Below are 26245 nucleotides of genomic sequence, written 5' to 3'. Positions count from 1 at the left end.
AGCCATGCTCAATACGCTGCGCAAGATCGTCCAGGAAGTTAACTCCGCCAAGGATCTCAAGGCGGCGTTGGGGATTATTGTGTTGCGCGTCAAAGAGGCCATGGGCAGCCAGGTCTGCTCGGTCTACCTGCTTGACCCCGAGACCAACCGTTTCGTGCTGATGGCCACCGAGGGCTTGAACAAGCGCTCGATCGGCAAGGTCAGCATGGCGCCCAATGAAGGTCTGGTCGGCCTGGTCGGCACGCGTGAAGAACCCCTGAACCTCGAAAATGCCGCGGATCACCCGCGCTACCGCTACTTCGCCGAAACCGGCGAAGAGCGCTACGCCTCGTTCCTCGGGGCGCCGATCATCCACCACCGTCGCGTCGTCGGCGTGTTGGTCATTCAGCAAAAAGAACGCCGCCAGTTCGATGAGGGTGAAGAAGCCTTCCTCGTGACCATGAGCGCGCAGCTCGCCGGTGTTATCGCCCACGCCGAGGCCACCGGTTCGATCCGTGGCCTGGGCCGTCAGGGCAAAGGCATTCAGGAAGCCAAGTTCGTCGGCGTACCGGGTTCGCCGGGCGCGGCGGTCGGTACGGCAGTGGTCATGCTGCCTCCGGCCGATCTGGATGTGGTGCCCGACAAAACCATCATCGACATCGACGCCGAGCTGGGGCTTTTCAAGACCGCCATCGAGGGTGTGCGCGCCGACATGCGCGCATTGTCCGCCAAGCTCGCCACCCAGTTGCGTCCCGAAGAGCGCGCCCTGTTCGACGTCTACCTGATGATGCTCGACGACGCGGCGCTCGGCAGTGAAGTGACCACCGTGATCAAGACCGGTCAGTGGGCCCAGGGCGCGTTGCGTCAGGTGGTCACCGATCACGTCAACCGTTTCGAGTTGATGGACGACGCCTACCTGCGTGAGCGCGCCTCGGACGTCAAGGACCTGGGTCGGCGCTTGCTCGCTTACCTGCAGGAAGAGCGTCAGCAAACCCTGGTCTACCCCGACAACACCATTCTGGTCAGCGAAGAACTGACGCCGGCCATGCTTGGCGAGGTGCCGGAAGGCAAGCTGGCGGGTCTGGTCTCGGTACTCGGTTCGGGTAACTCCCACGTGGCGATCCTGGCGCGCGCCATGGGTATCCCGACGGTGATGGGCCTGGTCGATCTGCCGTACTCCAAGGTCGACGGCATCCAGATGATCGTCGACGGCTACCACGGCGAGGTCTACACCAACCCGAGCGATGTGCTGCGCAAGCAGTTCGCCGATGTGGTCGAGGAAGAGAAACAGCTGGCACTGGGCCTCGATGCGCTGCGCGATCTGCCGTGCGTGACGGTTGATGGCCACCGCATGCCGCTGTGGGTCAACACCGGCTTGCTGGCGGATGTGGCGCGAGCGCAGAAGCGCGGTGCCGAAGGCGTTGGCCTGTACCGCACCGAAGTGCCGTTCATGATCAACCAGCGCTTCCCGAGCGAAAAGGAACAATTGGCGATCTACCGCGAGCAGCTCGCCGCGTTCCACCCGCAACCGGTGACCATGCGCAGCCTCGACATCGGCGGCGACAAGGCGCTGTCGTACTTCCCGATCAAGGAAGACAACCCGTTCCTCGGCTGGCGCGGCATTCGCGTGACGCTCGACCACCCGGAAATCTTCCTGGTCCAGACCCGCGCCATGCTCAAGGCCAGCGAAGGCCTGAATAACCTGCGAATTCTGCTGCCGATGATCTCCGGCACCCATGAACTCGAAGAAGCCCTGCACCTGATTCACCGGGCCTGGGGCGAAGTGCGCGACGAAGGCACCGACGTGCCGATGCCGCCCATTGGCGTGATGATCGAGATTCCGGCGGCGGTGTACCAGACGAAGGAATTGGCGCGGCAGGTGGATTTCCTGTCGGTCGGCTCCAACGACCTGACCCAGTACCTGCTAGCCGTGGACCGTAACAACCCACGGGTGGCCGATCTCTACGACTACCTGCACCCGGCGGTGCTGCAAGCGCTGCAAAACGTGGTGCGCGATGCCCATGCCGAAGGCAAGCCGGTGAGTATCTGCGGTGAAATGGCGGGTGACCCGGCGGCGGCGGTGCTGTTGATGGCCATGGGTTTCGACAGCCTGTCGATGAACGCCACCAACTTGCCGAAAGTGAAGTGGATGCTGCGCCAGATCAACCTGAGCAAGGCCAAGGAATTGCTGGCCGAGCTGATGACCATCGACAACCCGCAAGTGATCCACAGCTCGCTGCAACTGGCGCTGAAGAACCTTGGGTTGTCGCGGATGATCAATCCGGCTTCGGTCAAAACCCTCTGAAACACTGACCGCCTCATCGCGAGCAAGCTCGCTCCCACACTGGATCTGCGAACGACGCAAATCCCTTGTGGGAGCGAGCTTGCTCGCGATGAGGCCTGTCCATGCAATACAAAATTAAAGCCTGATCTCTATCTCGCCCAAATGTCCGCCATAGGGCCCGAAACTCCTTTCGACCAAATGCCGCGAACCGTCCGCGTGCACAATCAGCGCCGTACTCGCCCGAGTGCCGTAACTCTGGCTGGCAATGAACACGCTCGACAGCAACGTCTCGGTCGCCAGTCCCACCCCCGTATCCGGCAGCTCGGCGAACGGCGCGGTCTGCGGATCGCTCAACAAGTCCAACAATGCTTGAGGCTGGGGATCATCCAGTACTTTGCCCAGGGCTGCTTTCGCCTTGATCAGCTTCGGCCACGGCGTATCCAGCCCGGCATTCGACACCCCGTAGGTTCCCGGTTGCAGCATCACGGCTTCCGACTCCCGGGCGTTGAAGTGCCACAACTCATGCATGTTGCCCACCAGCAGGTTAAAGCCGCCATATTCCGGCGAACGTGCGACAACGTCGTCTAAATAGTCATCAATCGGCAGTTCGCCGGTGAGAAAGCGTGCCACCAGTTCACCGCGGGATCGGCGGCCGGGTGGTCGATGCGGATCGCGGATATTGGTCAGCGCGGCAAAGCGCCCGTTGGCGCCAATGCCGAGCCAGGTTCCACCCGCCTCCAGGTCGCGTCCGGCGTGGACCTGCGGTGTTTCGGGCCATTGCGCCAGCGGCAGGCTGGGGCGGGCGTAGAATTCGTCGCGGTTGGCCGCCACGATCAGTGGTTGGGCATGGTCCGGGCGCCAGGCGAAAACAATCAGGCACATAAGGTTGTCCTTGTGTGTTTTTTGCTCACTCTACGCAGTCATCGTGCGGGTATCCATCGCCATCCAGTGGAGCCGGGGGCCATGCATCCGTTACCATGCCGCTCCGGTTTTGGGGTTGGGTGGTGAAGCACCATGGAATTTCTGCTCTATCTGGCGCTTGGCGCCTGTGCCGGCGTGCTGGCCGGGCTGTTTGGCGTCGGCGGCGGGATCATTATCGTCCCGGTGCTGGTCTTTAGTTTCAAGGCGCAAGGCTTCGATCCGTCGATCCTCACGCACCTGGCAGTCGGCACGTCCCTGGCGACCATCATTTTTACTTCGGTCAACGCCATTCGCGAGCATCACCGGCGCGGCGCCGTGCGTTGGCCGATTTTCGTCTGGCTGACTGTTGGCATCCTGATCGGCGCCGGTTTCGGCGCACTGACCGCCGAAGCGATCTCCGGGCCAAACCTGCAGAAGATCATTGGTGTGTTTGCCCTGGTCATCGCCGCGCAGCTGGCGCTTGACCTCAAACCCAAGGCCAGTCGAACGGTGCCGGGTAAATTCGGTCTGACCGTGGCCGGCAGTGTGATCGGCTGGGCGTCGGCGATTTTCGGGATTGGCGGCGGTTCGCTGACCGTGCCGTTCCTGACCTGGCGCAGTGTGCCGATGCAGCAAGCGGTGGCCACGTCATCGGCCTGCGGCTTGCCGATTGCGTTGTCCAGTGCATTATTTTTCATGATTCTGGGGTGGCACGATCCATTGTTGCCGGCCCATAGTCTCGGTTTTGTTTATTTGCCGGCGTTGTTGGGCATTGCCCTGACCAGCATGTTCTTCGCCCGCATCGGCGCGCGATTGGCCCACAAGCTGTCGCCCAAGTTGCTGAAAAGGCTGTTTGCCGCTTTGCTGTTCTGCGTCGGCCTGAACTTCTTGATCTGACACCCGGCGCAATCCTGGCTTAATCCTGAGGTGGCAGCGTCGCCCGGGAATTTTTGAGATTTGAACTCTAACGAGGAGTCGCAATGCTGCCTTACCCGCAGATCGACCCGGTGGCCCTGGCCATCGGTCCGCTGAAAATCCACTGGTACGGTCTGATGTACCTGATCGGCATCGGCGGTGCCTGGTTGCTGGCGTCCCGCCGGTTGAACCGCTTCGACCCGACCTGGACCAAGGAAAAGCTCTCCGACATGGTGTTCTGGATGTCGATGGGGGTGATCGTCGGCGGCCGCCTCGGCTACGTGCTGTTCTACGATCTGAGTGCGTACCTGGCCAACCCGACGCTGATTTTCGAGGTGTGGAAGGGCGGCATGTCGTTCCACGGCGGCTTCATCGGGGTGATGCTGGCGGCCTTGTGGTTCGGTAAAAAGAACAACAAGTCGTTCTTCCAGTTGATGGACTTCGTCGCACCCATGGTGCCGATCGGCCTGGGTGCCGGGCGCATCGGCAACTTCATCAATGCCGAGTTGTGGGGCAAGCCGACCGACGTGCCGTGGGCGATGATCTTCCCGCCGTTCAGCGATCCGGCGCAGTTGCCGCGTCACCCGTCGCAGCTGTATCAATTCGCTCTCGAAGGCGTGGCGCTGTTCCTGATCCTGTGGCTGTTCTCGCGCAAGCCGCGGCCAACCATGGCGGTCTCCGGAATGTTCGCGCTGTTCTACGGCATCTTCCGTTTCATCGTCGAATTCGTCCGCGTGCCGGACGCACAACTGGGCTATCTGGCCTGGAACTGGCTGACCATGGGCCAGGTGCTGTGCGTGCCGATGATTGTTGGCGGGCTGTTCCTGATCTGGCTGGCGTATCACCGCGCCCCGGCGACTCCAGCGGCAGCCGTATAAATTCGAACCCCGGAGCCACGGCTCCGGGTTCAAGGACACAGGTAACTCATGAAGCAATATCTCGAACTGGTCGCCCACGTCATCAAGAACGGCACCAAACAGGCCAACCGCACGGGCGTGAACACCATCAGCTTCCCTGGCGCGATGCTGCGTTATGACCTCAAGGAAGGTTTCCCGGCGATCACCACGCGCAAGATGGCCTTCAAATCCGCCATCGGCGAGATGTGTGGCTTCCTGCGTGGCGTGAACAACGCGGCAGAATTCCGCGCCCTGGGCTGCAAGGTCTGGGACCAGAACGCCAACGAAAACGCCCAGTGGCTGGCCAACCCGTTCCGTCAGGGCGAAGACGACCTCGGCGAGATCTATGGCGTGCAATGGCGCAAGTGGCCGGCGTACAAACAGATCCCGGTCAACAACCAGGCGGCCATCGAGCAGACCCTGAAACAAGGCTACCGCCAGATCGCCGAAGGCGAAGAAGACGGCCAGGCCTATGTGGTGCTGTACAAAGCCATCGACCAGGTTCGCCAGTGCGTCGACACCATCATCAAGGACCCGGGCAGCCGCCGCATCCTGTTCCACGGCTGGAACGTCGCCCAGCTCGATGAAATGGCCCTGCCGCCGTGCCACCTGCTGTACCAGTTCCACCCGAATGTCGAGACCAAAGAGATTTCCTTGACCCTCTACATCCGCTCCAACGACCTGGGCCTGGGCACGCCGTTCAACCTCACCGAAGGCGCCGCGCTGCTGAGCCTGATCGGTCGCCTGACCGGCTACACGCCGCGTTGGTTCACCTATTTCATCGGTGACGCCCACGTCTACGAAAACCACCTGGACATGCTCAACGAGCAGCTCAAGCGCGAGCCGTTCCCGATGCCGAAACTGGTGATCAGTGATCGTGTGCCGGAGTTTGCCAAGACAGGTGTGTACCAGCCGGAATGGCTCGAATTGGTCGAGCCGAGCGATTTCTCGCTGGAAGGCTACGAGCACCATCCGCCGATGACGGCGCCGATGGCGGTCTGAAGCCGTACGCTGTACCCCTGTAGGAGCGAGCCTGCTCGCGATGGTGGTCAACGATAACGCGGTGAGCCTGATACCACGCGGCGTCCTTGAATCCATCGCGAGCAGGCTCGCTCCTACAAAGGGGCAGCGGTGTTTTCAGTGGCCGTGGCTACGGCCCACATGTGAATGCTCAACCTCCGTCGCCACCACCCCGCCACTCACTTCCAGCCGCTGCAAAATCCCGCATTGATCGATATCCGGCCCTTCGCCGCAGCGTTGGCGCAGGTCGAGCAGTTGTGCCTGTAGTGCGAGCAACCCATCGATCCGTGCCTTGACGTGGAGGATGTGTTCGTCGATCAGCGCATTCACGCTTTCGCACTGATCCTGCGGGCTGTCGCGCAAAGCCAGCAGGCTGCGGATTTCTTCGAGGGTCATGTCGAGGGTGCGGCAATTGCGGATGAAAGTCAGGCGCTCGGCGTGGGCCTGGGTGTAGACGCGGTAGTTGCCGTCGCTGCGGGCCGGCTCCGGCAGCAGGTTTTCGCGCTCGTAGTAGCGGATGGTCTCCACGGCGCAGTCGGTGAGTTTGGCCAGTTCTCCGATCTTCATGACGGCAATCTCCAAATGGGTGCTTGACCCTATAGTGGCTACAGGGTCTTTACTTGGCAACAGGCACCTTCATGGACGCGACCCAATGAGCGATTCCCTTCACACCCACAAACCCGAGACTGATCACGATCACGATCACGATCACGATCACGATCACGATCACAGCCACAAGCTGCAGCCTGTGCAGAAGCATGAGCATGGCGGTCATGGCGATTCCTGCTGTTCGGCCAAAGTGACGGCACCGTCGCTGGTCAAGTTGAGCGAAACGCCGACGGCTGGCGCGCGGCTGAGCAGTTTCCGCATTGAAGCGATGGACTGCCCGACCGAGCAAACACTGATCCAGAACAAACTCGGCAAGCTGGCGGGTGTGCAGCAGCTGGAATTCAACCTGATCAACCGGGTGTTGGGCGTGACCCACGACCTGCCGAACACCGCACCGATCATCGATGCCATCAAGTCCCTCGGCATGCAGGCCGAGCCGCTGGAGCAGGGCGTTGAAGCGCCAGCCCCGGCCGTCGAGAAAAAGCCCTGGTGGCCCTTGGCGCTGTCCGGCGTGGGCGCATTGCTGGCCGAAGTCATTCATTTCACCGGTGCCGCGCCGAACTGGGTGGTAGCGATCATTGCGCTGGTGTCGATCCTCAGCGGCGGGCTGGGTACTTATAAAAAGGGCTGGATCGCCCTGAAGAACCTCAACCTGAACATCAACGCGTTGATGAGTATCGCAGTGACCGGCGCGATCCTCATCGGGCAGTGGCCGGAAGCGGCCATGGTGATGTTCCTGTTCACCGTGGCCGAGTTGATCGAAGCCAAATCCCTCGACCGCGCGCGCAATGCCATCGGCGGCTTGATGCAGATGACTCCCGAGCGGGCCACGGTGCAGCAGGCCGACGGCACCTGGGTCGAACAGGACGTCAAAACCATCGAGCTCGGTGCACGGGTGCGCGTACGCCCCGGTGAGCGCATCGGCCTGGACGGCGAGGTGCTGTCCGGCACGTCGACCATCGATCAGGCGCCGATCACCGGCGAAAGTCTGCCGGTGGAGAAAACCGTCGGCGACAAAGTGTTCGCCGGCACCATCAACCAGGCCGGCTCCCTGGAGTACGCCGTGACGGCCGCCGCGAACAATTCGACCCTGGCACGGATCATCCACGCCGTCGAGCAGGCCCAGGGCGCGCGGGCGCCGACCCAACGATTCGTTGATCAGTTCTCGAAGATCTACACCCCGGCCGTGTTCATCCTGGCCCTGGCGGTGGCGGTCATCCCGCCGTTGTTCATGGGCGCGCTATGGTTCGACTGGATCTACCGCGCACTGGTGTTGCTGGTGGTGGCCTGCCCGTGCGCCCTGGTGATCTCAACCCCGGTGACCATCGTCAGCGGCCTCGCGGCGGCGGCGCGCAAAGGCATTCTGGTGAAGGGTGGCGTTTATCTGGAGGGTGGTCACAAGCTCGACTACCTGGCCCTCGACAAGACCGGCACCATCACCCATGGCAAACCGGTACAGACCGATTACCTGTCACTCGATCCCGTTGCCGCAACGTTGGCCCCGGCCCTTGCGGCGGCGCTGGCCGGTCGCTCGGATCACCCGGTGTCTCTGGCCATCGCCAACGCGGCTGTGGATAAACAGCTCGCGCCGCTGACTGTGGATAACTTCGAGGCCCTGGCCGGTCGTGGGGTGCGCGGCGAGGTGGGGGGGCAGGTCTATCACTTGGGTAACCACCGCCTGGTGGAAGAGCTGAATCTCTGCTCGCCTGAACTGGAAGAGAAACTCTTCGCGCTGGAAAAACAGGGCAAATCCGTGGTGCTGTTACTCGACCAGTCCGGCCCCCTGGCCCTGTTCGCCGTGGCCGACACAGTGAAAGACTCCAGCCGTGAAGCGATCCAGCAACTGCATGAGCTGGGCATCAAAACCCTGATGCTCACGGGCGACAACGTGCACACCGCCCAGGCCATTGGGGCTCAAGTCGGTATCGACGAGGCCAAAGGCGACCTGTTGCCGACCGACAAACTGCAAGCCATCGAAGCCCTTTATGCACAGGGCCATCGCGTCGCAATGGTCGGCGACGGGATCAACGATGCGCCGGCACTGGCCAGGGCGGAAATCGGTTTCGCCATGGCCGCCGCTGGTACCGATACTGCCATCGAAACCGCTGATGTCGCCCTGATGGACGACGATCTGCGCAAAATTCCGGCGTTCATTCGCCTGTCACGGCAAACCTCGAGCATCCTCAAACAGAACATCGCGTTGGCATTGGTCATCAAAGCGGTCTTTCTTGGGGTAACCTTCGCCGGACTCGCGACCATGTGGATGGCGGTGTTCGCCGACATGGGCGTGAGCCTGTTGGTGGTGTTCAACGGTTTGCGCCTGTTGCGCAAGTAGAAGGAGAGGGACGGGTGTGCTGAGTGCCGAGCTGAAGGCTTTTTACATGGTGGCGCGCCTGGGCAGCATTACCCTGGCGGCAAAAAAGCTCGGCCTGAGCCAACCGACGGTGACGACGCAGATTCGCAACCTCGAGAGTCAGTACTCGGTAGAACTGTTCTACCGTGGCGGCCGCCGCCTCAGCGTCAGCGACGAGGGCGCGCGGCTGTTGCCGATGGTCAAGGCGCTGATGCAGCAGGAAGCCGAGATCGAGTTTTTCCTGCGCAACAGCGGCCAGGTTCAAGGCACGCTGCGCATCGCGGCCACGGCGCCTTACTACATCCTCGATCTGGTGAAGACCTTTCGTGAGCGTTTGCCCCAGGTCGAAGTGTCGGTGGAAATCGGCAACTCGCAACAAGTGCTTGAAGCGCTAGAGGAGTATCGGGTCGATGTCGCGGCATCCTCGCAGTTGCTGGAGGATGCGCGGTTGATTCGCCGGGTGCTTGGCAGCGATCCGCTGGTGCTGGCAGTGCATCGCAATCATCCGCTGGCGGTGCACGATCATGTGCCGCTCAGGGCACTGGCGGGGCATACCCTGCTGATGCGTGAGCCGGGCTCGACCACCCGTCGCCTGACCGAAGAGCTGTTGGCTGGTGCAGGCGTGTGTTTTGGGCCTTTGTTGGAGATTGGCAGTCGCGAGTCGATCCGTGAGGCGGTGCTGCGCAACATCGGCATCAGCATCATTGCCCGCCAGGAAGTCCCACATGATCCGCAATTGCGGGTGCTGACCATCGAGAACGCACCGCAGATCCCCGAGTATTTGTACTGCCTCAAGGAGCGGAAAAACGCGCGGTTGCCGGCGGCGTTTCTGGGGTTGGCGCAGGAAATGGCTCCCGCCTGAGAGTTGTGTTGCCTGTGCTGGCCTCTTCGCTGGCAAGCCAGCTCCCACAGGTGTCGTTGGTGTTCATAAGATCTGTGTTCACTGGAGAACCCTGTGGGAGCGGGCTTGCCCGCGAAGGCGTCAGTCCAGACACCACCTGCCTTGAAGGCCCAACCCAAATCCCTGAATACCATTATCAGCCGTTTTGGCCTCACTGCCACATGACGGACGCATTACATCCCTAGGATGAGCTTCATCTGCTTGATGAGGCCTGTCCATGAACCACTCGATCGCAACTGCCCTGACCAACCCGGGCGCGCCCATGAAAGTGCGTGGCGTGCAGAAACGCTTTGGCGCTTTCAGTGCGCTGGATAACGTTTCCCTCGACGTGGCGGCCGGTGAGCTGGTGTGCCTGCTCGGCCCGTCGGGCTGTGGCAAAACCACCTTGCTGCGTTGCATCGCCGGTCTGGAAAAGCAGGACAGCGGCGAGTTGTACCTGGGTGATCGCGACGTTTCCCACCTGGCGCCCCAAGCCCGGGACTACGGCATTCTGTTTCAGTCCTACGCGTTGTTTCCCAATCTTACCGTCGAAGCGAATATTGCCTACGGCCTCGCCGGCAGCGGTCGCGATGAAGTACGCCGCCGCGTCGGTCAGATGCTGGAACTGGTCGGCCTGAGCGGCAGTGAGAAAAAGTACCCCGGCCAGTTGTCCGGTGGTCAGCAGCAACGCGTTGCCCTGGCGCGCGCCCTGGCACCGGCACCTTCGCTGTTGCTGCTGGATGAGCCGATGTCGGCCCTCGACGCTCGAGTCCGCGAGCATCTGTGCACGGAGCTGCGCCAGCTGCAACGCAACCTCGGCATCACCACCCTGATGGTCACCCACAATCAGGACGAGGCCATGCTGATGGCCGACCGCATCGCGGTGATGAACAACGGCAAGGTCGAGCAATACGCCACCCCACAGGAAATCTACAACCGCCCGGCCACGCCATTCGTGGCGGAGTTTGTCGGCCAGGGTAACTGGCTGCCCTTCCATCGCAGCAGTGACAGTCACGCCCGGGTCGGCGGCATGAACATGCGCCTGGCCGACGGTAGCGCCAAAAGCGCCTCGGGCCGTTTGTTCTGTCGCCCTGAAGCGATCAACGTCAACCCGCCGGTGCACGAAGAAAACCTGTTCCCGGCCAAAGTTCGCGAAATCACCTTCCTCGGTAATCGCTGCCGCATGAGCTTTGAACTCGATCAGTTGCCGGGGCACGCGCTGCTGGCCGAACTGGCGCCGGAAGCCATGCCGCGTCTGGGCTCGCAACAGATCATGGTCGCCTTGCCGCCGCGCAGCCTGCAGGTGTTTGCCTGATGAGCGCAAACATCGCGCTGCCGCTACCGCACAAACAAGTGCGGCAGACTTCCCGTGCCGAGATCGGCGATCGGTTGTTCGTGGTCGGTGGCAAAGTGATCTTGTTGGTGTTGCTGGGCGTTGCGGTGTTGATGCCGTTGCTGGCGATTTTCTGGCGCGGGTTCAGTGCTGAAGCCGGGCAGGGCGGTGGTTGGGTCGCCGCCAGGGAGTTGGTGACCAGCGACAATTTCCACTGGTTGTTGGGCAATAGCCTGAAAGTTTCCCTCAGCGTCGCGGCCATTGTCGTACCGCTGGCCTACCTGTTTGCCTACGCCCTGCAACGCACCTTGATCCCGGCCAAAGGCATCTGGCGCGGCATTTCCCTGCTGCCGTTGATGGCGCCATCGATGCTGCCGGGGATCGCGCTGGTTTACCTGTTCGGTAACCAGGGCCTGTTGCGTGGTCTGCTCTCGGACAACATCTATGGTTTCTGGGGAATTGTGCTCGGTGAGGTCATCTACACCTTCCCCCATGCGCTGATGATTCTGCTGTCGGCCTTGTCCCTGGCGGATGCGCGGCTGTTCGATGCCGCCTCCAGCATGGGCGCCAGTCCGGTGAAAGCCTTCCGCAGCATCACATGGCCGGCGACACGTCAGGCCGTGTTCGCCGCGTTCTGCCTGGTATTCACCCTGACCATCACCGACTTCGGCGTGCCCGTGGTGGTCGGTGGCGACTATCAAGTGCTGGCGCTGGAAGCCTACAAGGCCGTAGTCGGCCAGCAACAGTTTGGTCGCGGTGCGCTGATCGGCATGGTGTTGCTGCTGCCGGCGCTGTTCAGTTTCGGTGTCGATGCCTGGTTGCGCCGTCGTCATGGCGACGCCATGAGCGGGCGGGCCCAGGTGTTCAAACCGGCGCCATCGAAGCGGCGCGACGGTTGCTACCTGGCCATCGTCCTGCTGATCAGTGCGGCGCTGTTGCTGGTGTTCGGCATGGCGGTGTTCTCTTCGCTGGTGAAGTTCTGGCCGTACAACCTGTCGCTGTCGCTCAATCATTACCAGTTCAACGAAACCGCCGGCGGTGGCTGGCTGGCCTATGGCAACAGCCTGAAGATGGCCCTGGGCACAGCGTCGATCGGCAGCCTGCTGATCTTCACCGGCGCGTACCTGATGGAAAAAACCAAGGGCCAGCGCGGCTTGAACCTGACCCTGCGAATGCTCAGTTTCGTGCCGATGGCGGTGCCGGGCCTGGTGCTGGGGTTGGGGTACGTCTTCTTCTTCAACCTCACCGGCAACCCGCTGCATGTGCTCTACGGAACCATGACGCTGCTGATCGTGTGCACCATTGCTCACTATTTGACCACCGCGCAAATGACCGCCACCACCGCGTTGCGCCAACTCGATGCCGAGTTCGAAGCTGCCGCGCTGTCGCTCAAGGCGCCGCTGTACCGGCACTACTTGCGCGTCACCGTGCCGATCTGCCTGCCGGCGCTGCTGGACATCGTGCGCTACCTGTTCGTCTCGGCCATGACCACCGTCTCGGCGGCGATCTTCCTCTACAGCCCCGACACCATCCTCGCGGCGGTGGCGGTGCTGAATATGGACGACGCGGGCAACGTCGGCGGCGCGGCGGCGATGTCGACCCTGATTCTGTTCACTTCGGCGGGCGTGTCCCTGCTCCTGGCCTGGGTTTCGCGCGGCTTGCTGCGCCGTTCCCAGGCCTGGCGGCAGACCGCGCCCGGTCACTGATTGCGTACAACCCCCTCAACTCAAAAACAGGAAAAGATCATGTTCAAGCCTATGGCCCTGGCCGCTGCTGTCCTCACCGCTTTCAGCCTGAACGCCTTCGCGGCGAAAACCGAGTTGACGGTGTACACCGCCCTCGAAGCCGAACAGTTGACCGCTTACAAGGCCGCTTTCGAAAAGGCCAACCCGGACGTCGAAATCAAGTGGGTGCGTGACTCCACCGGGATCATCACCGCCAAACTGCTCGCCGAGAAAGCCCGGCCACAGGCCGATGCCGTGTGGGGTCTGGCCGCTTCGAGCCTGGCAATCCTCGACCAGCAAGGCATGCTGCAAAGCTACGCGCCAAAGGACCTGGGCAAGATCGGCGGCAACTACCGCGACGCCGCCAATCCACCAGCCTGGGTCGGGATGGACGTCTGGGCCGCGACCATTTGCTTCAACACCGTCGAAGCCGAGAAGCAGGGCCTGAGCAAGCCAGTGAGCTGGCAGGACCTGACCAAGCCTGAGTACAAAGGCAAGATCGTCATGCCGAACCCGGCGTCGTCCGGCACCGGTTTCCTCGACGTCAGCGCCTGGCTGCAAACCTTCGGCGAGAAGCAGGGCTGGGCCTACATGGACGGCTTGCACCAGAACATCGGCCAGTACGTTCACTCCGGCTCCAAGCCTTGCAAACTCGCAGCCGCTGGCGAATTCCCGATCGGTATTTCCTTTGAATACCCGGCCGTACAGCTCAAGCGCCAAGGCGCACCGCTGGACATCATCCTGCCGAAAGAAGGCCTGGGCTGGGAAATTGAAGCCACCGCTGTGATCAAAGGCACGTCACACGAAGACGCGGCGAAGAAACTCGCGGACTTCTCGGCCAGCCCGGAGGCCATGGAACTCTACAAAGAGAACTTCGCCGTCCTCGCACAACCGGGCATCGCCAAGCCGCAGACCGAACTGCCGGCCGATTATGAGCAGCGCCTGATCAAGAACGACTTCGCCTGGGCCTCGAAAAACCGCGACGAGATCCTGACCGAATGGCGCAAGCGCTATGACGGCAAGTCCGAGAAAGTCGTGGCCAAGTAGTTCCTCATAGTCTGACAGGGCCTCATCGCTAGCAGGCTAGCTCCCACATTGGATCTTCAGTGGACACAAACTTTGTGAACACCCCCGATTTCCTGTGGGAGCTAGCCTGCTAGCGATAGCGGTCTCCCATTCAGGGAAAATCTACATGACACAACACAACGACATGCTGATCGTCGGCGCTGGCATCCTGGGTTTGTCCCACGCCTATGCCGCCGCCAAACGCGGTCTGAAGGTCACGGTTTTTGAGCGCAGCGAAACGCCGGTCGGTGCTTCGGTGCGTAACTTCGGCCAGGCACTGGTCACCGGCCAACCGCCGGGGCCGATGCTGGAGCTGGCTCGCGCCAGTCGCGGCATCTGGGGCGACTGGGCGCAACTCGCCGGCCTGCAACTCAAGCGCAATGGCTCGTACCTGTTCGCCCGCACCGAGGCAGAAGAGCAATTGCTGGAAGCTTTCTGCGCCGGTCGCGCCGTGGAGCACGGTTACCACGTCGAACTGTTGCGCGGTGCCGCCCTGCGCGATTTGTATGGCGGTCAATTCAGTCATCATCGCGCCGCGTTGCACGGCATGGATGATCAACAGTTGTATTCCCGCGAAGCGATTCCGGCGCTGATCGATTTCCTGCGCCGCGACCTGGGCGTCGAGTTCCACTTCTCCACGCTGGTGCGCGATATCGAGCCGGGGCGCTTGTACAGCACCGCCGGCAGCTTCAGTGCCGAGCAGATCATTGTCTGTTCCGGCCACGATTATCAGACCTTGCTGGCCGAGCAGATCGCCGAACTCGATCCGCAAATCTGCCGCCTGCAAATGCTCCGCGCCCGACCGCAAATCAAGCTGAACCTGCAACACGCCTTGCTCACCGGTTTGAGTGGCGTGCATTACGGCGCCTTCTCCGACCTGCCGGAAGCCGCGGCGGTGCAGGCGGAGATCCTGCGTGACGCACCGCATCTGCACGAAAACGGCATTCACCTGCTGATCAGCCCGACGCCTTATGGCGAGCTGATCATCGGCGATTCCCATCATTACGGCCGCGATCCCTCGCCCTTCAATGCCGAGCAGGTCGACGACTGGATGATCGGGCTGGCCGAGCAGACGCTGGGCTGCAAGGTGCAAGTGGTTGAGCGCTGGCAGGGTGTCTATGGTTCACGGGGGCCGGGGCCGTTTTCGTTCCTGCGCCCGGCTGATGGTCTGAGTGTGGCGTTGATGCACACCGGCGTCGGCATGAGCGTCGGGCCGGCGATGGCCGAGCTCAACGTGGCCACTGTTCTGGGAGAAATCTGATGGTGCGTCATGAGCAAGTCATCGCCGAAGTGTTCGGGTTGTACGAGCGCTTTGGCGACAGCGATTACATCGGCGAGCCGGTGTCGCAGATCGAGCACATGTCCCAGGCCGCGCAGTGTGCGCTGGCCGAAGGCTTCGATGATGAAGTGGTGCTGGCGGCGTTCTTTCACGATATCGGGCATATCTGCAGCGAAGACGCGGAGAACATGGGCGGCTTCGGCGTGGTCAGCCATGAACGGTTGGGCGCCGATTACTTGCGCAGTGCTGGCTTCAGCGAACGCATGGCGCGTCTGGTGGAGTATCACGTTCAGGCCAAGCGTTATCTGACGCTCAAGGAGCCGGGGTACTACGAGCGCTTGAGCGAAGCCAGTCGCCGGACGCTGGAGTATCAGGGCGGGGTGATGACCGAGGCGCAGGCCGAGGCGTTTGAACGGGATCCTTTGTGCAAAATCAGCCTGCGCATGCGGCACTGGGATGAACAGGCCAAAGAGAGGCATGTGCCGCTCATTGATCTGGCGGTATTGAAGGACAAGGCATCGCGGTTGTTGGCGGCGTAAACCGTTGGCACCGAGTCGCGGCCATCGCGAGCAGGCTCGCCCCACATTGGATCTGTGACCGGCACCAATCCCCTGTGGGAGCGAGCCTGCTCGCGATGGCGTCAGACCAGACGCTATAAATCTTTTGCCAAGACTTCGATCTGCTCCTGCCGCTCCGCCTGATTCAACTTCCCATGGGGATTGAGCGACGACCACTGCGGATACGCCCGGGCCTTGTTCAAGGCTTCTGGCAATTTGCCTTCTCGCCAGGTCTTGTCCTGGGGCGTGGCCACTTGAATGCTGTCCATCGCCGCGTGCCCTCGTGCGTCCAGCGCTTGCAGCAGCTGCCGTTGGCGTAGCGCCAATAATCGCAGCACGCTGTCATCGACAGTCAGTTCGCGCTGGCCTTTGATCTTGCCCAGCAACCGGCTGCCATAACTGCGCGCGGTTTGCAGGGCGCCACCCGCGATGGCCCCGGCCAGTGCCGCTGCGCCAAGGGTCAGGCCGCCGACCAGCAAATCGACCCCGGCTCCGGCAGCCGCACCGGCGGCGATGCCACCACCGACCCGCACGCCCAGTTGCTTGAGGGTCTCGGGGTTGAACAAGTCATCGCCCCAGCGACCATCGAGCAGCGGCAGATCACTGGCCGCCGCATCCTGCGGGCGGAAAGCGTAGAGCTTGAGCAAGGCTTCGACGCAGCGCTGTTCCCGTTGACGCACGGCTTTGCGCAATTCGCCGATGGCTTGTTGTTCCTGTTCGGCGTCACTGGCCACGCTGCGTCGGCACGCAGCGCAGTCGATCAACAACTCGGCGATCAAGCGCACCGCACTCTGCTGGCGTGCCCGGCGTTGAGCCTGTTGATCGGCAATCAAGCGCTCCAGCTGAGGGCGGGCATGTTCGAGCAGTAGCGCGAGGCTTTCATAGAGTCGGCGTTCGCCATCCTCGGGCGGTGCGACGCTGTCGAAACGCACCAGCGCATGCAGGCCGAGGCGCGCCAGGGCTTCGCGCCAGGCCGGTTCGCGGTGGTTGGCGCTGCTGACAAAATTCAGCACCGGCAGCAGCGGTTTGCCACAACCGGCCAGCACTTCCAGTTCATCGCGGTACTTGGCCAGCACTGGCTCGCGGGCATCGATCACATAGAGGCCGGCGTCGCAGGCCAGCAATTGCCGCAGCACCTTGGCTTCCTGTTCGAAACGCTGTCGTGCTTCGCTGCCCTCGAGGAAGCGTGCCAGCCGGGCCGGGCCGTCGAGGCGTTCGCCGGGGCGCTCCAGGCGTTCGAGGTAATCGAGCAGGGCGATGGCGTCTTCCAGGCCGGGGGTGTCGTAGAGGTCGAGCAAGGGCTCGCCGTCGACCGACAAGCGCGCGCCTTCGACGTGTCGCGTGGTGCTGGGGCGGTGGGACACTTCACCAAAGCCGACGTCACGGGTCAGGGTGCGCAGCAATGAGGTCTTGCCGACATTGGTGTGGCCGACGACGGCGAGCTTCAGCGGTTTAGTCATGACCCGTCTCCAGCCAATTGAGCGGTGCGCAATCGGCAAATGGCAGCTCCAACTGTTGCAACGCGACGTGCCAGTCGCCAAGGCGCTCGGCGTCCAGCGCCTCACCGGGCGGTGCTTGCAGCAACCAGACGCGGGTGGCGCTGGCGCTGCGGGCCAGTTCGGCGATCAGCGCAAGACTGCCGCGATCCGGCGAACGCCGTGGATCGCAAGCGATGGCCAGACGCGCAGGCGGGAAGCGGCTGAGTTGTTCGAGGAGTTTGTGCCGCGATTCGCGACTGTCGAGGATGCCGGCATTACTCACATTCTTCGGCAGTGGCGGCGGCCACGGACGCTGGTCGTCCAGTTCGATGGCCACCAACAGCGCGCCATCGCTTTGCTGGTCGCTGACACCGCTTTCGACCCGATGAAGTTGCTCGGGCGCGGCATCGCTGATGCCCAGGCGTTCGCTGGTTGGCATCAAGCGTTCGCGCAATTGCGCATAGCCGGGCAGGTTCAAATCCAGGTGCAAGGACGCCTGGCCGGATTTCCAGCGCCACAGACAAAACCCGGCGAGCAGCAGGCGCGGCACAACGCCGTAGACCAGCAGCACGCCCACCAGCCAGGCGGCCCAGGCCTGGCGGGCGCTTTCGATGTTCAATGCGGCATCGCCACTGGCGCGGATCATTTCCACGGTCGGCACGCTGAACCCGAGCAAGGACGGCAGCGCACCGAGCGCCTGGGTCACGCTGATGAAGGTATCGGCGCCGAGAATGGTGGTTTCCCAGACAAAGCCATAGCGCCGGGTCGCCAACAGCGTCAGCAGAATCACCAGCGCGCTGAGCATCGCCAGCAACCACAAGCTGTTGACCAGGACGCCGATGGCCCAGCGATTGAGTTTGTGTCGTTGCAACATCAGGATCAGGGCCGGGGCCAGTTGCGCGGCTTTGGCGTCGCGGGCGAGCTTTTCGCTGAGCCACAGCCACAAGCGCCCGAGGCTGGCGCCATGTTCGCCGGCAAACACCAGGCCCAACGCCCAGCTCAGCAACAGGATCAGGTTCAGTCCGAGCAAACTGCCCAAGGCCCAGAACACATTGACCGGCATCTGGCCGTCTCCCAGGGCGGCAAACGCCAGACCGGCGCCACTGACCACGGCCAGCACGGCCAATACCAGCAGCGCCAGCCGTGCACCTTGCAGCCAGTGTTTGAGCGCGTCGCTCAGGCCATCGCGCTCGGCCAGCCACAGGGCGCGGCGTTGAATGCGTGTCGGCAAGTCACCGCCGGCGCTGCGGGCGAGGCGATTGGCTTCCTGATCTTCCAGTGGGCCGGCGTGCGCTTCGCGCAGGCGGATGGTTTCTGTCAGCCAGAGGGTATTCAGTTCAGTCACGCGGCATCCCGTCGCTTAGATTGAGTCGTGAGCATAACCGCTGTGGCGCTTGTCGGGGGGCTGCGTTGCGAGAAGCTGAGCCTCTGGTATCCTCGCCGGCATGACTAAATCACTCCCCCTCAGCCTGATCGCAGCCCTCGGTGAAAACCGTGTGATCGGCGTCGACAACAGCATGCCCTGGCACTTGCCGGGGGACTTCAAATACTTCAAGGCCACCACCCTGGGCAAGCCGATCATCATGGGTCGCAAGACCTGGGATTCCCTCGGTCGTCCGCTGCCGGGCCGCTTGAACATCGTGGTCAGCCGTCAGGTCGATCTGGTACTGGAAGGCGCGGAAGTCTATCCGTCGCTGGAGGCCGCTGTGGTTCGCGCCGAGGAATGGGCGAAGGCACAAGGCGTCGATGAGCTGATGCTGATTGGCGGCGCACAGTTGTATGCGCAAGGGCTGGCGCAGGCCGATCGCCTGTACCTGACGCGTGTGGCGTTGAGCCCGGAGGGAGACGCGTGGTTTCCGGAGTTTGATTTGGGCCAGTGGAAGCTGGTGTCTAATGTGCCGAACCCGGCCGAAGGCGACAAACCGGCGTACAGCTTCGAAGTCTGGGAAAAAGCCTAAAAGCATTGCCAGCAGGCTGGCTCCCACAGTGGGTTTGAGGTGAAACACAGAATGTGTGAACACCCAAAATCCCTGTGGGAGCCAGCCTGCTGGCAATGAGGCCAAATCAGACGCTAAAGCATTTAAGCGTGCGCCAACGCCGAATGCTCATCGGCATCCAGCAACGCTTTATCCGTCTGTTGCATCACCTGACTGGTAATCGCCCCGGCCGTGATCGAACCGCTCACGTTCAACGCCGTGCGCCCCATATCAATCAGCGGCTCGACCGAAATCAGCAACGCCACCAGTGACACCGGCAACCCCATTGCCGGCAACACGATCAGCGCGGCGAAGGTCGCGCCACCGCCCACCCCGGCCACCCCGGCCGAACTCAGCGTCACAATCGCCACCAGCGTCGCGATCCACAACGGGTCCAACGGGTTGATGCCCACGGTTGGCGCGACCATCACTGCCAACATCGCCGGGTACAGACCGGCACAGCCGTTCTGGCCAATGGTCGCACCGAACGAGGCGGCGAAACTGGCGACGGACTGTGGAATGCCCAGGCGGCTGGTCTGCGCTTCGATGCTCAGCGGGATCGTCGCCGCACTCGAGCGGCTGGTGAAAGCGAACGTCAGCACCGGCCAGATTTTGCGGAAAAAGCGCAGCGGATTGATCCCGGCCGCCGACACCAGCACGCCGTGGACCACAAACATCAGGCCCAGGCCAATGTAGGACACCACCACGAAACTGCCGAGCTTGATGATGTCCTGCAGGTTGGAGCCGGCGACCACTTTGGTCATCAGCGCCAACACGCCGTACGGGGTCAACTTCATGACCAGGCGTACCAGGCGCGTCACCCAGGCTTGCAGGGTGTCGATGGCATTGATCACTTTCTGACCTTTTTCCACGTCATCCTTCAACAGTTGCAGCGCCGCGACACCCAGGAAAGCGGCGAAGATCACCACGCTGATAATCGACGTCGGCTTGGCCCGCGCCAGATCGGCGAACGGGTTTTGCGGGATGAACGACAGCAACAGCTGCGGCACATTCAGGTCGGCGACCTTGCCGGCGTAGTCGGTCTGGATGGTTTGCAGGCGGGCCAACTCCTGGGTGCCGGCGACCAGGCCTTCGGCGGTGAGGCCGAACAGGTTGGTCAGGCCAATGCCGATCAGCGCCGCGATGGCGGTGGTAAACAGCAGCGTGCCGATGGTCAGGACGCTGATTTTTCCCAGCGACGAAGCATTGTGCAGACGGGCCACGGCGCTGAGGATCGAGGCGAACACCAGTGGGATCACGATCATTTGCAGCAATTGCACATAGCCGTTGCCCACCAGATCGAACCAGCCAATCGAGGCTTTAAGCACCGGGTTACCGGCACCGTAGACAGCGTGCAGGGCCACGCCGAATGCCACGCCCAGCCCCAGTGCGAGCAGGACTTTTTTCGCCAGGCTCCAGTTGGAGCGGCGGGTTTGTGCCAGGCCCAGGAGCAGGGCGAGGAACACCAGCAGATTCAGAATCAGTGGCAGATTCATTGGAACTCCCATTAGACATGTGCCAACTGCCTTGCGGGGCAGCTGCGAACCGGCAAGCCTAACAGCTTGATATCTAATGAATTAATATCAAAAACATCTCGTAACTGTCGTTTTTGGAATAAGCGTGTGTCGCTCTCGGAGATGCAACTGGCGCGATAGGTACGTTGGCGGTCGCTGACAGACGAGGACTGTCACACTTATTTGTTAGCGTCGATGTCTTTCTATCAGGGAGAAATGCCGATGAAGTTCGCACCGAAATTTCTGGCAGCAGCACTTTGCCTGGGTCTCGCGGGCCAAGTGTTTGCAACGGATCTTAAACACTGGCCTGCCGATCAGGCCAAGGCACTGGACGCAATGATCGCGGCCAACGCCAACAAGGGTAACTACGCGGTGTTCGACATGGACAACACCAGTTACCGCTACGACCTCGAAGAGTCGTTGCTGCCGTTCATGGAAAACAAGGGCCTGATCACTCGCGAAACCCTTGATCCCTCCCTGAAACTGATGCCGTTCAAGGACACCGCCGACCACAAGGAAAGCCTGTTCAGCTACTACTATCGCCTCTGCGAAGTCGACGACATGGTTTGCTACCCATGGGTTGCCCAGGTGTTCTCGGGCTTCACGCTGCAAGAACTCAAGGGCTATGTCGACGAGATGATGGCCTCCGGCAAACCGGTGCCGACCACGTATTACGATGGCGACGTGGTCAAGAACCTCGACGTCAACCCGCCGAAAATCTTCACCGGCCAGAAAGAGCTCTACAACAAGTTGATGGAGAACGGCATCGAGGTCTACGTGATGACCGCCGCCTCCGAAGAACTGGTGCGCATGGTCGCGGCCGACCCGAAGTACGGCTACAACGTCAAGCCGCAGAACGTGATCGGCGTGACCACGCTGCTCAAGGACCGCAAGACCGGCGAACTGACCACCGCGCGCAAGCAGATCACCGCTGGCAAGTATGACGAGAAAGCCAACCTCGGCCTCGAATTGACCCCGTACCTGTGGACGCCTGCGACCTGGATGGCCGGCAAGCACGCGGCGATCCTGACCTACATCGACGAGTGGAAAAAACCGGTGCTGGTCGGCGGTGACACCCCGACAAGTGATGGCTACATGCTGTTCCACGGGGTCGACGTGGCCAAGGGCGGTATTCACTTGTGGGTCAACCGCAAGGATAAGTACATGACCCAGATCCAGGGCATGATGGCCAAAAACGCTGCGGCCCAGGCCAAGGAAGGGCTGGCGGTAACGGCGGACAAGAACTGGGTAATCGTCAAGCCGGAAGAAATCCAGTAAGGATTTGCTTCACTGTAGGAGCGAGCCTGCTCGCGATGGTCGTCAACGATAACGCTGGAAGCCTGATACCCCGCGGTGCTCTCAGGTTTTTCGCGAGCAGGCTCGCTCCTACAGTAGGTCCCATAGGTTGATCGCCAACGTTCGGGGATTTTCAGCCAGACAAAAAATACCCCGCACTTGGCGGGGTATTTTTTTGTTCGACGGTTAAGCCTTACAGCCCGTCGAGCATTGCCTTGTTACGTACTGCACCCTTGTCGGCGCTGGTCGCCAGCAGGGCATAGGCCTTCAGGGCGGTGGTCACTTTACGTGGACGCACTTCCACCGGCTTCCAGCCTTTCTTGTCCTGCTCGACCCGGCGCGCGGCCAGTTCTTCGTCGCTGACCAACAGGTTGATCGAGCGGTTCGGAATGTCGATCAGCACTTTGTCGCCGTCCTGCACCAGGCCGATGGCGCCACCGGCAGCCGCTTCAGGCGAAGCGTGACCGATGGACAGGCCCGAGGTGCCGCCGGAGAAACGGCCGTCGGTGAGCAGGGCGCAGGCTTTGCCCAGGCCTTTGGATTTCAGGTAGGACGTCGGGTACAGCATTTCCTGCATGCCCGGGCCGCCTTTCGGGCCTTCGTAGCGAATGATGACGATGTCGCCTTCCTTCACTTCGTCGGCGAGGATGCCGCGTACGGCGCTGTCCTGGCTTTCGAAGATCTTCGCATTGCCTTCGAAGACGTGGATCGACTCGTCGACGCCCGCGGTTTTCACCACGCAGCCATCAAGCGCGATGTTGCCGTACAGCACGGCCAGGCCGCCCTCTTTCGAGTAGGCGTGCTCGACACTGCGGATGCAGCCGTTTTCACGGTCGTCGTCCAGGGTTTCCCAACGGGTCGACTGGCTGAACGCGGTCTGGGTCGGGATGCCTGCCGGGCCGGCCTTGAAGAAGTGGTGCACGGCTTCGTCGGTGGTCTGGGTGATGTCCCACTTGGCGATGGCTTCTTCCATGCTGCGGCTGTGCACGGTCGGCAGGTCGGTGTGCAGCAGGCCGCCACGAGCCAGCGAGCCGAGGATGCTGAAGATCCCGCCGGCACGGTGCACGTCTTCCATGTGGTACTTCTGGATGTTCGGTGCGACCTTGCACAGTTGCGGCACGTGACGGGACAGACGGTCGATGTCGCGCAGGTCGAAATCGATCTCGGCTTCCTGGGCCGCGGCCAGCAAGTGCAGGATGGTGTTGGTGGAACCGCCCATGGCGATGTCCAGGGTCATGGCGTTTTCGAACGCCTTGAAGTTGGCGATGTTGCGCGGCAATACCGACTCGTCGTTCTCGCCGTAGTAACGCTTGCACAGCTCGACGATGGTGCGGCCGGCCTGCAGGAACAATTGCTCGCGGTCACTGTGGGTGGCCAGGGTCGAACCGTTGCCCGGCAGTGCCAGGCCCAGTGCTTCGACCAGGCAGTTCATCGAGTTGGCGGTGAACATGCCGGAGCACGAACCGCAGGTCGGGCAGGCGCTGCGCTCGTACTCGGCGACTTTCTCGTCAGAAGCGCTGGAGTCGGCGGCGATCACCATGGCGTCGACCAGGTCGAGGCCGTGGGAGGCGAGTTTGGTCTTGCCGGCTTCCATCGGGCCGCCGGAAACGAAGATCACCGGGATGTTCAGGCGCAAGGACGCCATCAGCATGCCAGGGGTGATCTTGTCGCAGTTGGAGATGCAGACGATTGCGTCGGCGCAGTGGGCGTTGACCATGTACTCGACGGAGTCGGCGATGATCTCGCGGCTCGGCAGCGAATACAGCATGCCGTCGTGGCCCATGGCGATACCGTCATCGACGGCGATGGTGTTGAATTCTTTCGCCACACCGCCAGCGCGTTCGATTTCGCGGGCGACCAGTTGGCCCAGGTCCTTGAGGTGCACGTGGCCCGGTACGAACTGGGTGAAGGAGTTGGCGATGGCGATGATCGGCTTTTTGAAGTCGTCATCTTTCATCCCTGTTGCGCGCCACAGTGCGCGGGCGCCGGCCATGTTGCGGCCGTGGGTGGATGTTTTCGAGCGATAATCAGGCATGAAGCACTCCGGGCGGCTAAATCAGGTATCAAAAGGGAAGTGAGCTTCTATTGACGTCTGGAACACTCAGAAATGGCCGTGTGTCCGGAAGTTGCCGAAAACTTTGCGGGATCGCCGCGCGCTTCAGCTTGAGCTCATAAACCCGCCGGGGGATGACTGGCGATGAATGTCGCGATTCTACACGGCTGGCGTCAGGAGGGAATGCCGTGAAGCGTTGATCCGGCATATACGGAGCGTGCGGGATGACGACCGGCAGGTGTCATACACCGTCCAGCGCCCTTTGATTCTCGTGGTCGATCAACGCATTCAGACCCAGACCTGCAAGACTCAATGTCAGAAAACCAATGGCCAGTGTCGTGGTCAGGTCCCCGGACACGAGATTGATCACCACGCTGGTGACGCCGCCGCCCATGAAGATCAGCACGGCACCGACCGAAGTCGAGGTTCCGGCGTATTGCGGGTGGATACTCATCGCCTTGTTATTGACGACTGGCCTGGTGATGGTGGTCCCGATCGTGCAGATCAGCATGGATACCAGCACGGCAGCGGCAGACAGGCCGAAGTGGCGAATCAGCCACAGCATCAGCACACCCGAAACCGCGATCAGCCCCAGGCCAACAACGATCTGCGTATGCCCTCGCAGGCGTTCTTGCAAGGCGTTGGCGACTGCGCCGCCGCTCGCGTACGCAACGCCGTACAGCATTAGCGTCCAGGCGTATTCATAGGGTGAGAGGGCCAGGTGTTCCATGAAAATAATGGGTGACGTCACGATGAACGAAAAATGGCAGGCGAAGGCCAGGGCCGAAATCAGCCAGTAAGCCATGAAGCGTGCATTCGAACAGACATGCCAATAGGCACTGAAAAATCCGCCGTGCGAAGCGGTGCGGATACCCGAGGACTCCTTGAGCAGCCAGCAGGTACTCGACCAGACTGAAACAGCCAGTGCGATAAACACATAAAAGCTGCCTTGCCAGCCAAACCGCAATTGCAGCCAGGTGCCGAGCAGAGGCGAAATCGAAATGAATACGCCACTGGCGGTCACCATCCAGATCCTCAGTCGCTGCCTTTCTTGGCCTTCGAACAAATCCTGCACCAGCGCCTGTGACAGCGAGAAGGCCCCGCAGCCGATTGCCTGGACCACACGAAAACCCAGGAACCAACGGTATTCGCTGGAAACTGCGCATCCCACCGCGCCAATGGCCGCGATGGCGATACCGCCCAGCAACAGCTTCTTGCGGCCCCACATGTCGGACAGGGGACCAACCAGCATTACGGAGAACGCCAGGCTGACGGCGAACAGGCTGACAGACAGCGCCGCCTCGGAAGGCGAAATCCGGAAGCAGGCCGACAGGTCTGGAAAGGAGGGGAGCACCACGTCCAGTGGGAACACGCCCAGCAGGGTCATGCTCATCAGCAGCAGGACGATTAACGGCTTTTCCTTGGCGTCATTGGCGTGCGGCATACATCAACGCGCTCGTTCCGTGAGGGGTGGACGAGAATTGATTTGATGAAGACGCAAGTCAATGCGGAAGGGCGTAGGCCCTTTCTGAATCTGCTGTAGGAGCGAGCCTGCTCGCGATGAACGTCAACGATAACGCGGTGTGTCTGGTTGTCCGCGGTGTCTTTGCGTTTTTCGCGAGCAGGCTCGCTCCTACAGGGGGGTGTATTAGAGCCAGATGGCGTCCCAGAGTGGATAGTTACCGACATGGTCGACGAGCCCTGCACGAAGCGGGTTGGCGATGATGTATCGAGCCATGGCTTTCAGATCTTCCTCTCGACGCAGGGCTCGGTCGAAGTAGCCCTTTTGCCATACAGGAGCATATAGATCTCGTTTCTGATTGATGAGGCGTGTGCAGCGAGATTTGGTGGCCTGCACCAGTTTCGGCAAGTCACCGTTGTGCAATTCAATCAACCAGTGGAAGTGATCAGGCATGACTACCCAGGCTATAGATGTGGCATGGCCGGCTTCCTGAGCCCTTCTGAACTCGTGCACCAACAATCGGCCCGTGCGCCAATCCTGGAAGAAAGGTTGTCGTTCATGGGTGACAGCGGTCAGTTGATAGAGGCGACCGGATTGCGAGTGTCGACCTGTGCGTAATCGATGGGCTTTTGGCGTGTTGGACATTCCGTTGTCCTCTTCAATGGTGGGAAG

21 protein-coding genes are annotated in these 26245 nt (G+C 61.6%); 13 read left to right on the top strand and 8 right to left on the bottom strand.

Translation table 11 applies throughout. From position 1 onward, the window contains the following. Positions 1-4 precede the first annotated feature (4 nt). Positions 5-2284, top strand: a complete 2280-nt coding sequence (gene ptsP, locus GQ39_RS23500; RefSeq protein ID WP_047534645.1) for a phosphoenolpyruvate--protein phosphotransferase — start codon at positions 5-7, stop codon at positions 2282-2284. Positions 2285-2398: 114 nt separating this feature from the next. Here ptsP and GQ39_RS23495 read toward each other — a convergent pair whose 3' ends face one another. Continuing rightward, positions 2399-3145 carry an NRDE family protein gene (locus GQ39_RS23495; protein WP_047534644.1) on the bottom strand — a complete coding sequence of 249 codons (747 nt, stop codon included), beginning with the start codon at positions 3143-3145 and terminating at the stop codon, positions 2399-2401. 132 nt (positions 3146-3277) lie between these two features. Here GQ39_RS23495 and GQ39_RS23490 point away from each other — a divergent pair, with 132 nt between their 5' ends. The 3 genes from GQ39_RS23490 (at position 3278) to GQ39_RS23480 (ending at position 5976) form a co-directional block, all read left to right on the top strand. After that, positions 3278-4060 (top strand): sulfite exporter TauE/SafE family protein, encoded by a 783-nt coding sequence (locus GQ39_RS23490; protein WP_047534643.1) that lies wholly within the window; start codon positions 3278-3280, stop codon positions 4058-4060. Between the two features lie 83 nt (positions 4061-4143). After that, a complete protein-coding gene (gene lgt / locus GQ39_RS23485; RefSeq protein ID WP_047534642.1) occupies positions 4144-4956 on the top strand; it encodes a prolipoprotein diacylglyceryl transferase in 813 nt (270 codons plus the stop codon). A 48-nt stretch (positions 4957-5004) separates the two neighbouring features. Further along, positions 5005-5976, top strand: coding sequence for a thymidylate synthase (locus tag GQ39_RS23480; RefSeq protein WP_047534640.1), 972 nt, complete (start codon positions 5005-5007; stop codon positions 5974-5976). Positions 5977-6111: 135 nt separating this feature from the next. On the opposite strand, the gene cadR is transcribed toward GQ39_RS23480, so the two are convergent. Next, positions 6112-6561, bottom strand: a complete 450-nt coding sequence (gene cadR / locus GQ39_RS23475) for a Cd(II)/Pb(II)-responsive transcriptional regulator (protein ID WP_047534639.1) — start codon at positions 6559-6561, stop codon at positions 6112-6114. A gap of 85 nt (positions 6562-6646) precedes the next feature. Between cadR and GQ39_RS23470 the strand changes: the two genes are divergently transcribed. The 7 genes from GQ39_RS23470 to GQ39_RS23440 all read left to right on the top strand — a co-directional run bounded on the left by GQ39_RS23470 (position 6647) and on the right by GQ39_RS23440 (position 15776). Continuing rightward, complete coding sequence (locus GQ39_RS23470) at positions 6647-8938, top strand: heavy metal translocating P-type ATPase (protein WP_047534638.1); 2292 nt, start codon at positions 6647-6649, stop codon at positions 8936-8938. 16 nt (positions 8939-8954) lie between these two features. Then, positions 8955-9818, top strand: coding sequence for a LysR family transcriptional regulator (locus GQ39_RS23465; protein WP_047534637.1), 864 nt, complete (start codon positions 8955-8957; stop codon positions 9816-9818). 256 nt (positions 9819-10074) lie between these two features. After that, on the top strand, positions 10075-11151 hold the full coding sequence (locus tag GQ39_RS23460) for a putative 2-aminoethylphosphonate ABC transporter ATP-binding protein (RefSeq protein WP_047534634.1): 1077 nt from the start codon (positions 10075-10077) through the stop codon (positions 11149-11151). Continuing rightward, a complete protein-coding gene (locus tag GQ39_RS23455) occupies positions 11151-12875 on the top strand; it encodes a putative 2-aminoethylphosphonate ABC transporter permease subunit (protein WP_047534630.1) in 1725 nt (574 codons plus the stop codon). Before GQ39_RS23460 ends, GQ39_RS23455 begins: the two co-directional genes overlap by 1 nt. Before the next feature lie 39 nt (positions 12876-12914). Continuing rightward, a complete protein-coding gene (locus tag GQ39_RS23450; protein ID WP_047534628.1) occupies positions 12915-13940 on the top strand; it encodes a putative 2-aminoethylphosphonate ABC transporter substrate-binding protein in 1026 nt (341 codons plus the stop codon). 145 nt (positions 13941-14085) lie between these two features. Further along, positions 14086-15219 (top strand): TIGR03364 family FAD-dependent oxidoreductase, encoded by a 1134-nt coding sequence (locus GQ39_RS23445; RefSeq protein ID WP_047534618.1) that lies wholly within the window; start codon positions 14086-14088, stop codon positions 15217-15219. After that, complete coding sequence (locus GQ39_RS23440) at positions 15219-15776, top strand: phosphonate degradation HD-domain oxygenase (protein ID WP_047534617.1); 558 nt, start codon at positions 15219-15221, stop codon at positions 15774-15776. The genes GQ39_RS23445 and GQ39_RS23440 overlap by 1 nt, the downstream gene beginning before the upstream one ends. A 113-nt stretch (positions 15777-15889) precedes the next feature. Here GQ39_RS23440 and GQ39_RS23435 read toward each other — a convergent pair whose 3' ends face one another. Together GQ39_RS23435 and GQ39_RS23430 are read right to left on the bottom strand one after the other, a co-directional pair. Further along, positions 15890-17254 (bottom strand): GTPase/DUF3482 domain-containing protein, encoded by a 1365-nt coding sequence (locus GQ39_RS23435; protein WP_047534616.1) that lies wholly within the window; start codon positions 17252-17254, stop codon positions 15890-15892. After that, positions 17247-18617, bottom strand: a complete 1371-nt coding sequence (locus GQ39_RS23430) for a DUF2868 domain-containing protein (RefSeq protein WP_047534613.1) — start codon at positions 18615-18617, stop codon at positions 17247-17249. Before GQ39_RS23430 ends, GQ39_RS23435 begins: the two co-directional genes overlap by 8 nt. 100 nt (positions 18618-18717) lie before the next feature. Here GQ39_RS23430 and GQ39_RS23425 point away from each other — a divergent pair, with 100 nt between their 5' ends. Further along, positions 18718-19230, top strand: a complete 513-nt coding sequence (locus GQ39_RS23425; protein ID WP_047534610.1) for a dihydrofolate reductase — start codon at positions 18718-18720, stop codon at positions 19228-19230. A gap of 122 nt (positions 19231-19352) precedes the next feature. Here the strand turns inward: GQ39_RS23425 and GQ39_RS23420 are convergent, their stop codons facing one another. Then, a complete protein-coding gene (locus tag GQ39_RS23420) occupies positions 19353-20744 on the bottom strand; it encodes an L-cystine transporter (RefSeq protein WP_047534607.1) in 1392 nt (463 codons plus the stop codon). A gap of 240 nt (positions 20745-20984) precedes the next feature. Between GQ39_RS23420 and GQ39_RS23415 the strand changes: the two genes are divergently transcribed. Next, positions 20985-22040 carry a phosphorylcholine phosphatase gene (locus tag GQ39_RS23415; protein ID WP_047534604.1) on the top strand — a complete coding sequence of 352 codons (1056 nt, stop codon included), beginning with the start codon at positions 20985-20987 and terminating at the stop codon, positions 22038-22040. Positions 22041-22251: 211 nt separating this feature from the next. Here GQ39_RS23415 and ilvD read toward each other — a convergent pair whose 3' ends face one another. The 3 genes from ilvD to GQ39_RS23400 all read right to left on the bottom strand — a co-directional run bounded on the left by ilvD (position 22252) and on the right by GQ39_RS23400 (position 26218). Next, on the bottom strand, positions 22252-24093 hold the full coding sequence (gene ilvD, locus GQ39_RS23410) for a dihydroxy-acid dehydratase (RefSeq protein WP_047534601.1): 1842 nt from the start codon (positions 24091-24093) through the stop codon (positions 22252-22254). Between the two features lie 259 nt (positions 24094-24352). After that, positions 24353-25555 (bottom strand): MFS transporter, encoded by a 1203-nt coding sequence (locus GQ39_RS23405; RefSeq protein WP_047534598.1) that lies wholly within the window; start codon positions 25553-25555, stop codon positions 24353-24355. Between the two features lie 204 nt (positions 25556-25759). After that, positions 25760-26218 (bottom strand): REP-associated tyrosine transposase, encoded by a 459-nt coding sequence (locus tag GQ39_RS23400; protein WP_047534597.1) that lies wholly within the window; start codon positions 26216-26218, stop codon positions 25760-25762. Positions 26219-26245: the final 27 nt, after the last annotated feature.

Source organism: Pseudomonas sp. 11/12A (genome assembly GCF_000800055.1).
Classification (GTDB): Bacteria; Pseudomonadota; Gammaproteobacteria; order Pseudomonadales; family Pseudomonadaceae; genus Aquipseudomonas; species Aquipseudomonas mohnii.
This window is presented reverse-complemented; position numbering and strand designations above follow the sequence as displayed.

Excerpts from the sequence above, each read along its gene's own strand:
- ptsP (WP_047534645.1), top strand. The coding sequence starts at position 5 with ATGCTCAATACGCTGCGCAAGATCGTCCAGGAAGTTAACTCCGCCAAG.
- GQ39_RS23495 (WP_047534644.1), bottom strand. The coding sequence starts at position 3,145 with ATGTGCCTGATTGTTTTCGCCTGGCGCCCGGACCATGCCCAACCACTG.
- GQ39_RS23490 (WP_047534643.1), top strand. The coding sequence starts at position 3,278 with ATGGAATTTCTGCTCTATCTGGCGCTTGGCGCCTGTGCCGGCGTGCTG.
- lgt (WP_047534642.1), top strand. The coding sequence starts at position 4,144 with ATGCTGCCTTACCCGCAGATCGACCCGGTGGCCCTGGCCATCGGTCCG.
- GQ39_RS23480 (WP_047534640.1), top strand. The coding sequence starts at position 5,005 with ATGAAGCAATATCTCGAACTGGTCGCCCACGTCATCAAGAACGGCACC.
- cadR (WP_047534639.1), bottom strand. The coding sequence starts at position 6,561 with ATGAAGATCGGAGAACTGGCCAAACTCACCGACTGCGCCGTGGAGACC.
- GQ39_RS23470 (WP_047534638.1), top strand. The coding sequence starts at position 6,647 with ATGAGCGATTCCCTTCACACCCACAAACCCGAGACTGATCACGATCAC.
- GQ39_RS23460 (WP_047534634.1), top strand. The coding sequence starts at position 10,075 with ATGAACCACTCGATCGCAACTGCCCTGACCAACCCGGGCGCGCCCATG.
- GQ39_RS23455 (WP_047534630.1), top strand. The coding sequence starts at position 11,151 with ATGAGCGCAAACATCGCGCTGCCGCTACCGCACAAACAAGTGCGGCAG.
- GQ39_RS23450 (WP_047534628.1), top strand. The coding sequence starts at position 12,915 with ATGTTCAAGCCTATGGCCCTGGCCGCTGCTGTCCTCACCGCTTTCAGC.
- GQ39_RS23445 (WP_047534618.1), top strand. The coding sequence starts at position 14,086 with ATGACACAACACAACGACATGCTGATCGTCGGCGCTGGCATCCTGGGT.
- GQ39_RS23440 (WP_047534617.1), top strand. The coding sequence starts at position 15,219 with ATGGTGCGTCATGAGCAAGTCATCGCCGAAGTGTTCGGGTTGTACGAG.
- GQ39_RS23435 (WP_047534616.1), bottom strand. The coding sequence starts at position 17,254 with ATGACTAAACCGCTGAAGCTCGCCGTCGTCGGCCACACCAATGTCGGC.
- GQ39_RS23425 (WP_047534610.1), top strand. The coding sequence starts at position 18,718 with ATGACTAAATCACTCCCCCTCAGCCTGATCGCAGCCCTCGGTGAAAAC.
- GQ39_RS23420 (WP_047534607.1), bottom strand. The coding sequence starts at position 20,744 with ATGAATCTGCCACTGATTCTGAATCTGCTGGTGTTCCTCGCCCTGCTC.
- GQ39_RS23415 (WP_047534604.1), top strand. The coding sequence starts at position 20,985 with ATGAAGTTCGCACCGAAATTTCTGGCAGCAGCACTTTGCCTGGGTCTC.
- ilvD (WP_047534601.1), bottom strand. The coding sequence starts at position 24,093 with ATGCCTGATTATCGCTCGAAAACATCCACCCACGGCCGCAACATGGCC.
- GQ39_RS23405 (WP_047534598.1), bottom strand. The coding sequence starts at position 25,555 with ATGCCGCACGCCAATGACGCCAAGGAAAAGCCGTTAATCGTCCTGCTG.
- GQ39_RS23400 (WP_047534597.1), bottom strand. The coding sequence starts at position 26,218 with ATGTCCAACACGCCAAAAGCCCATCGATTACGCACAGGTCGACACTCG.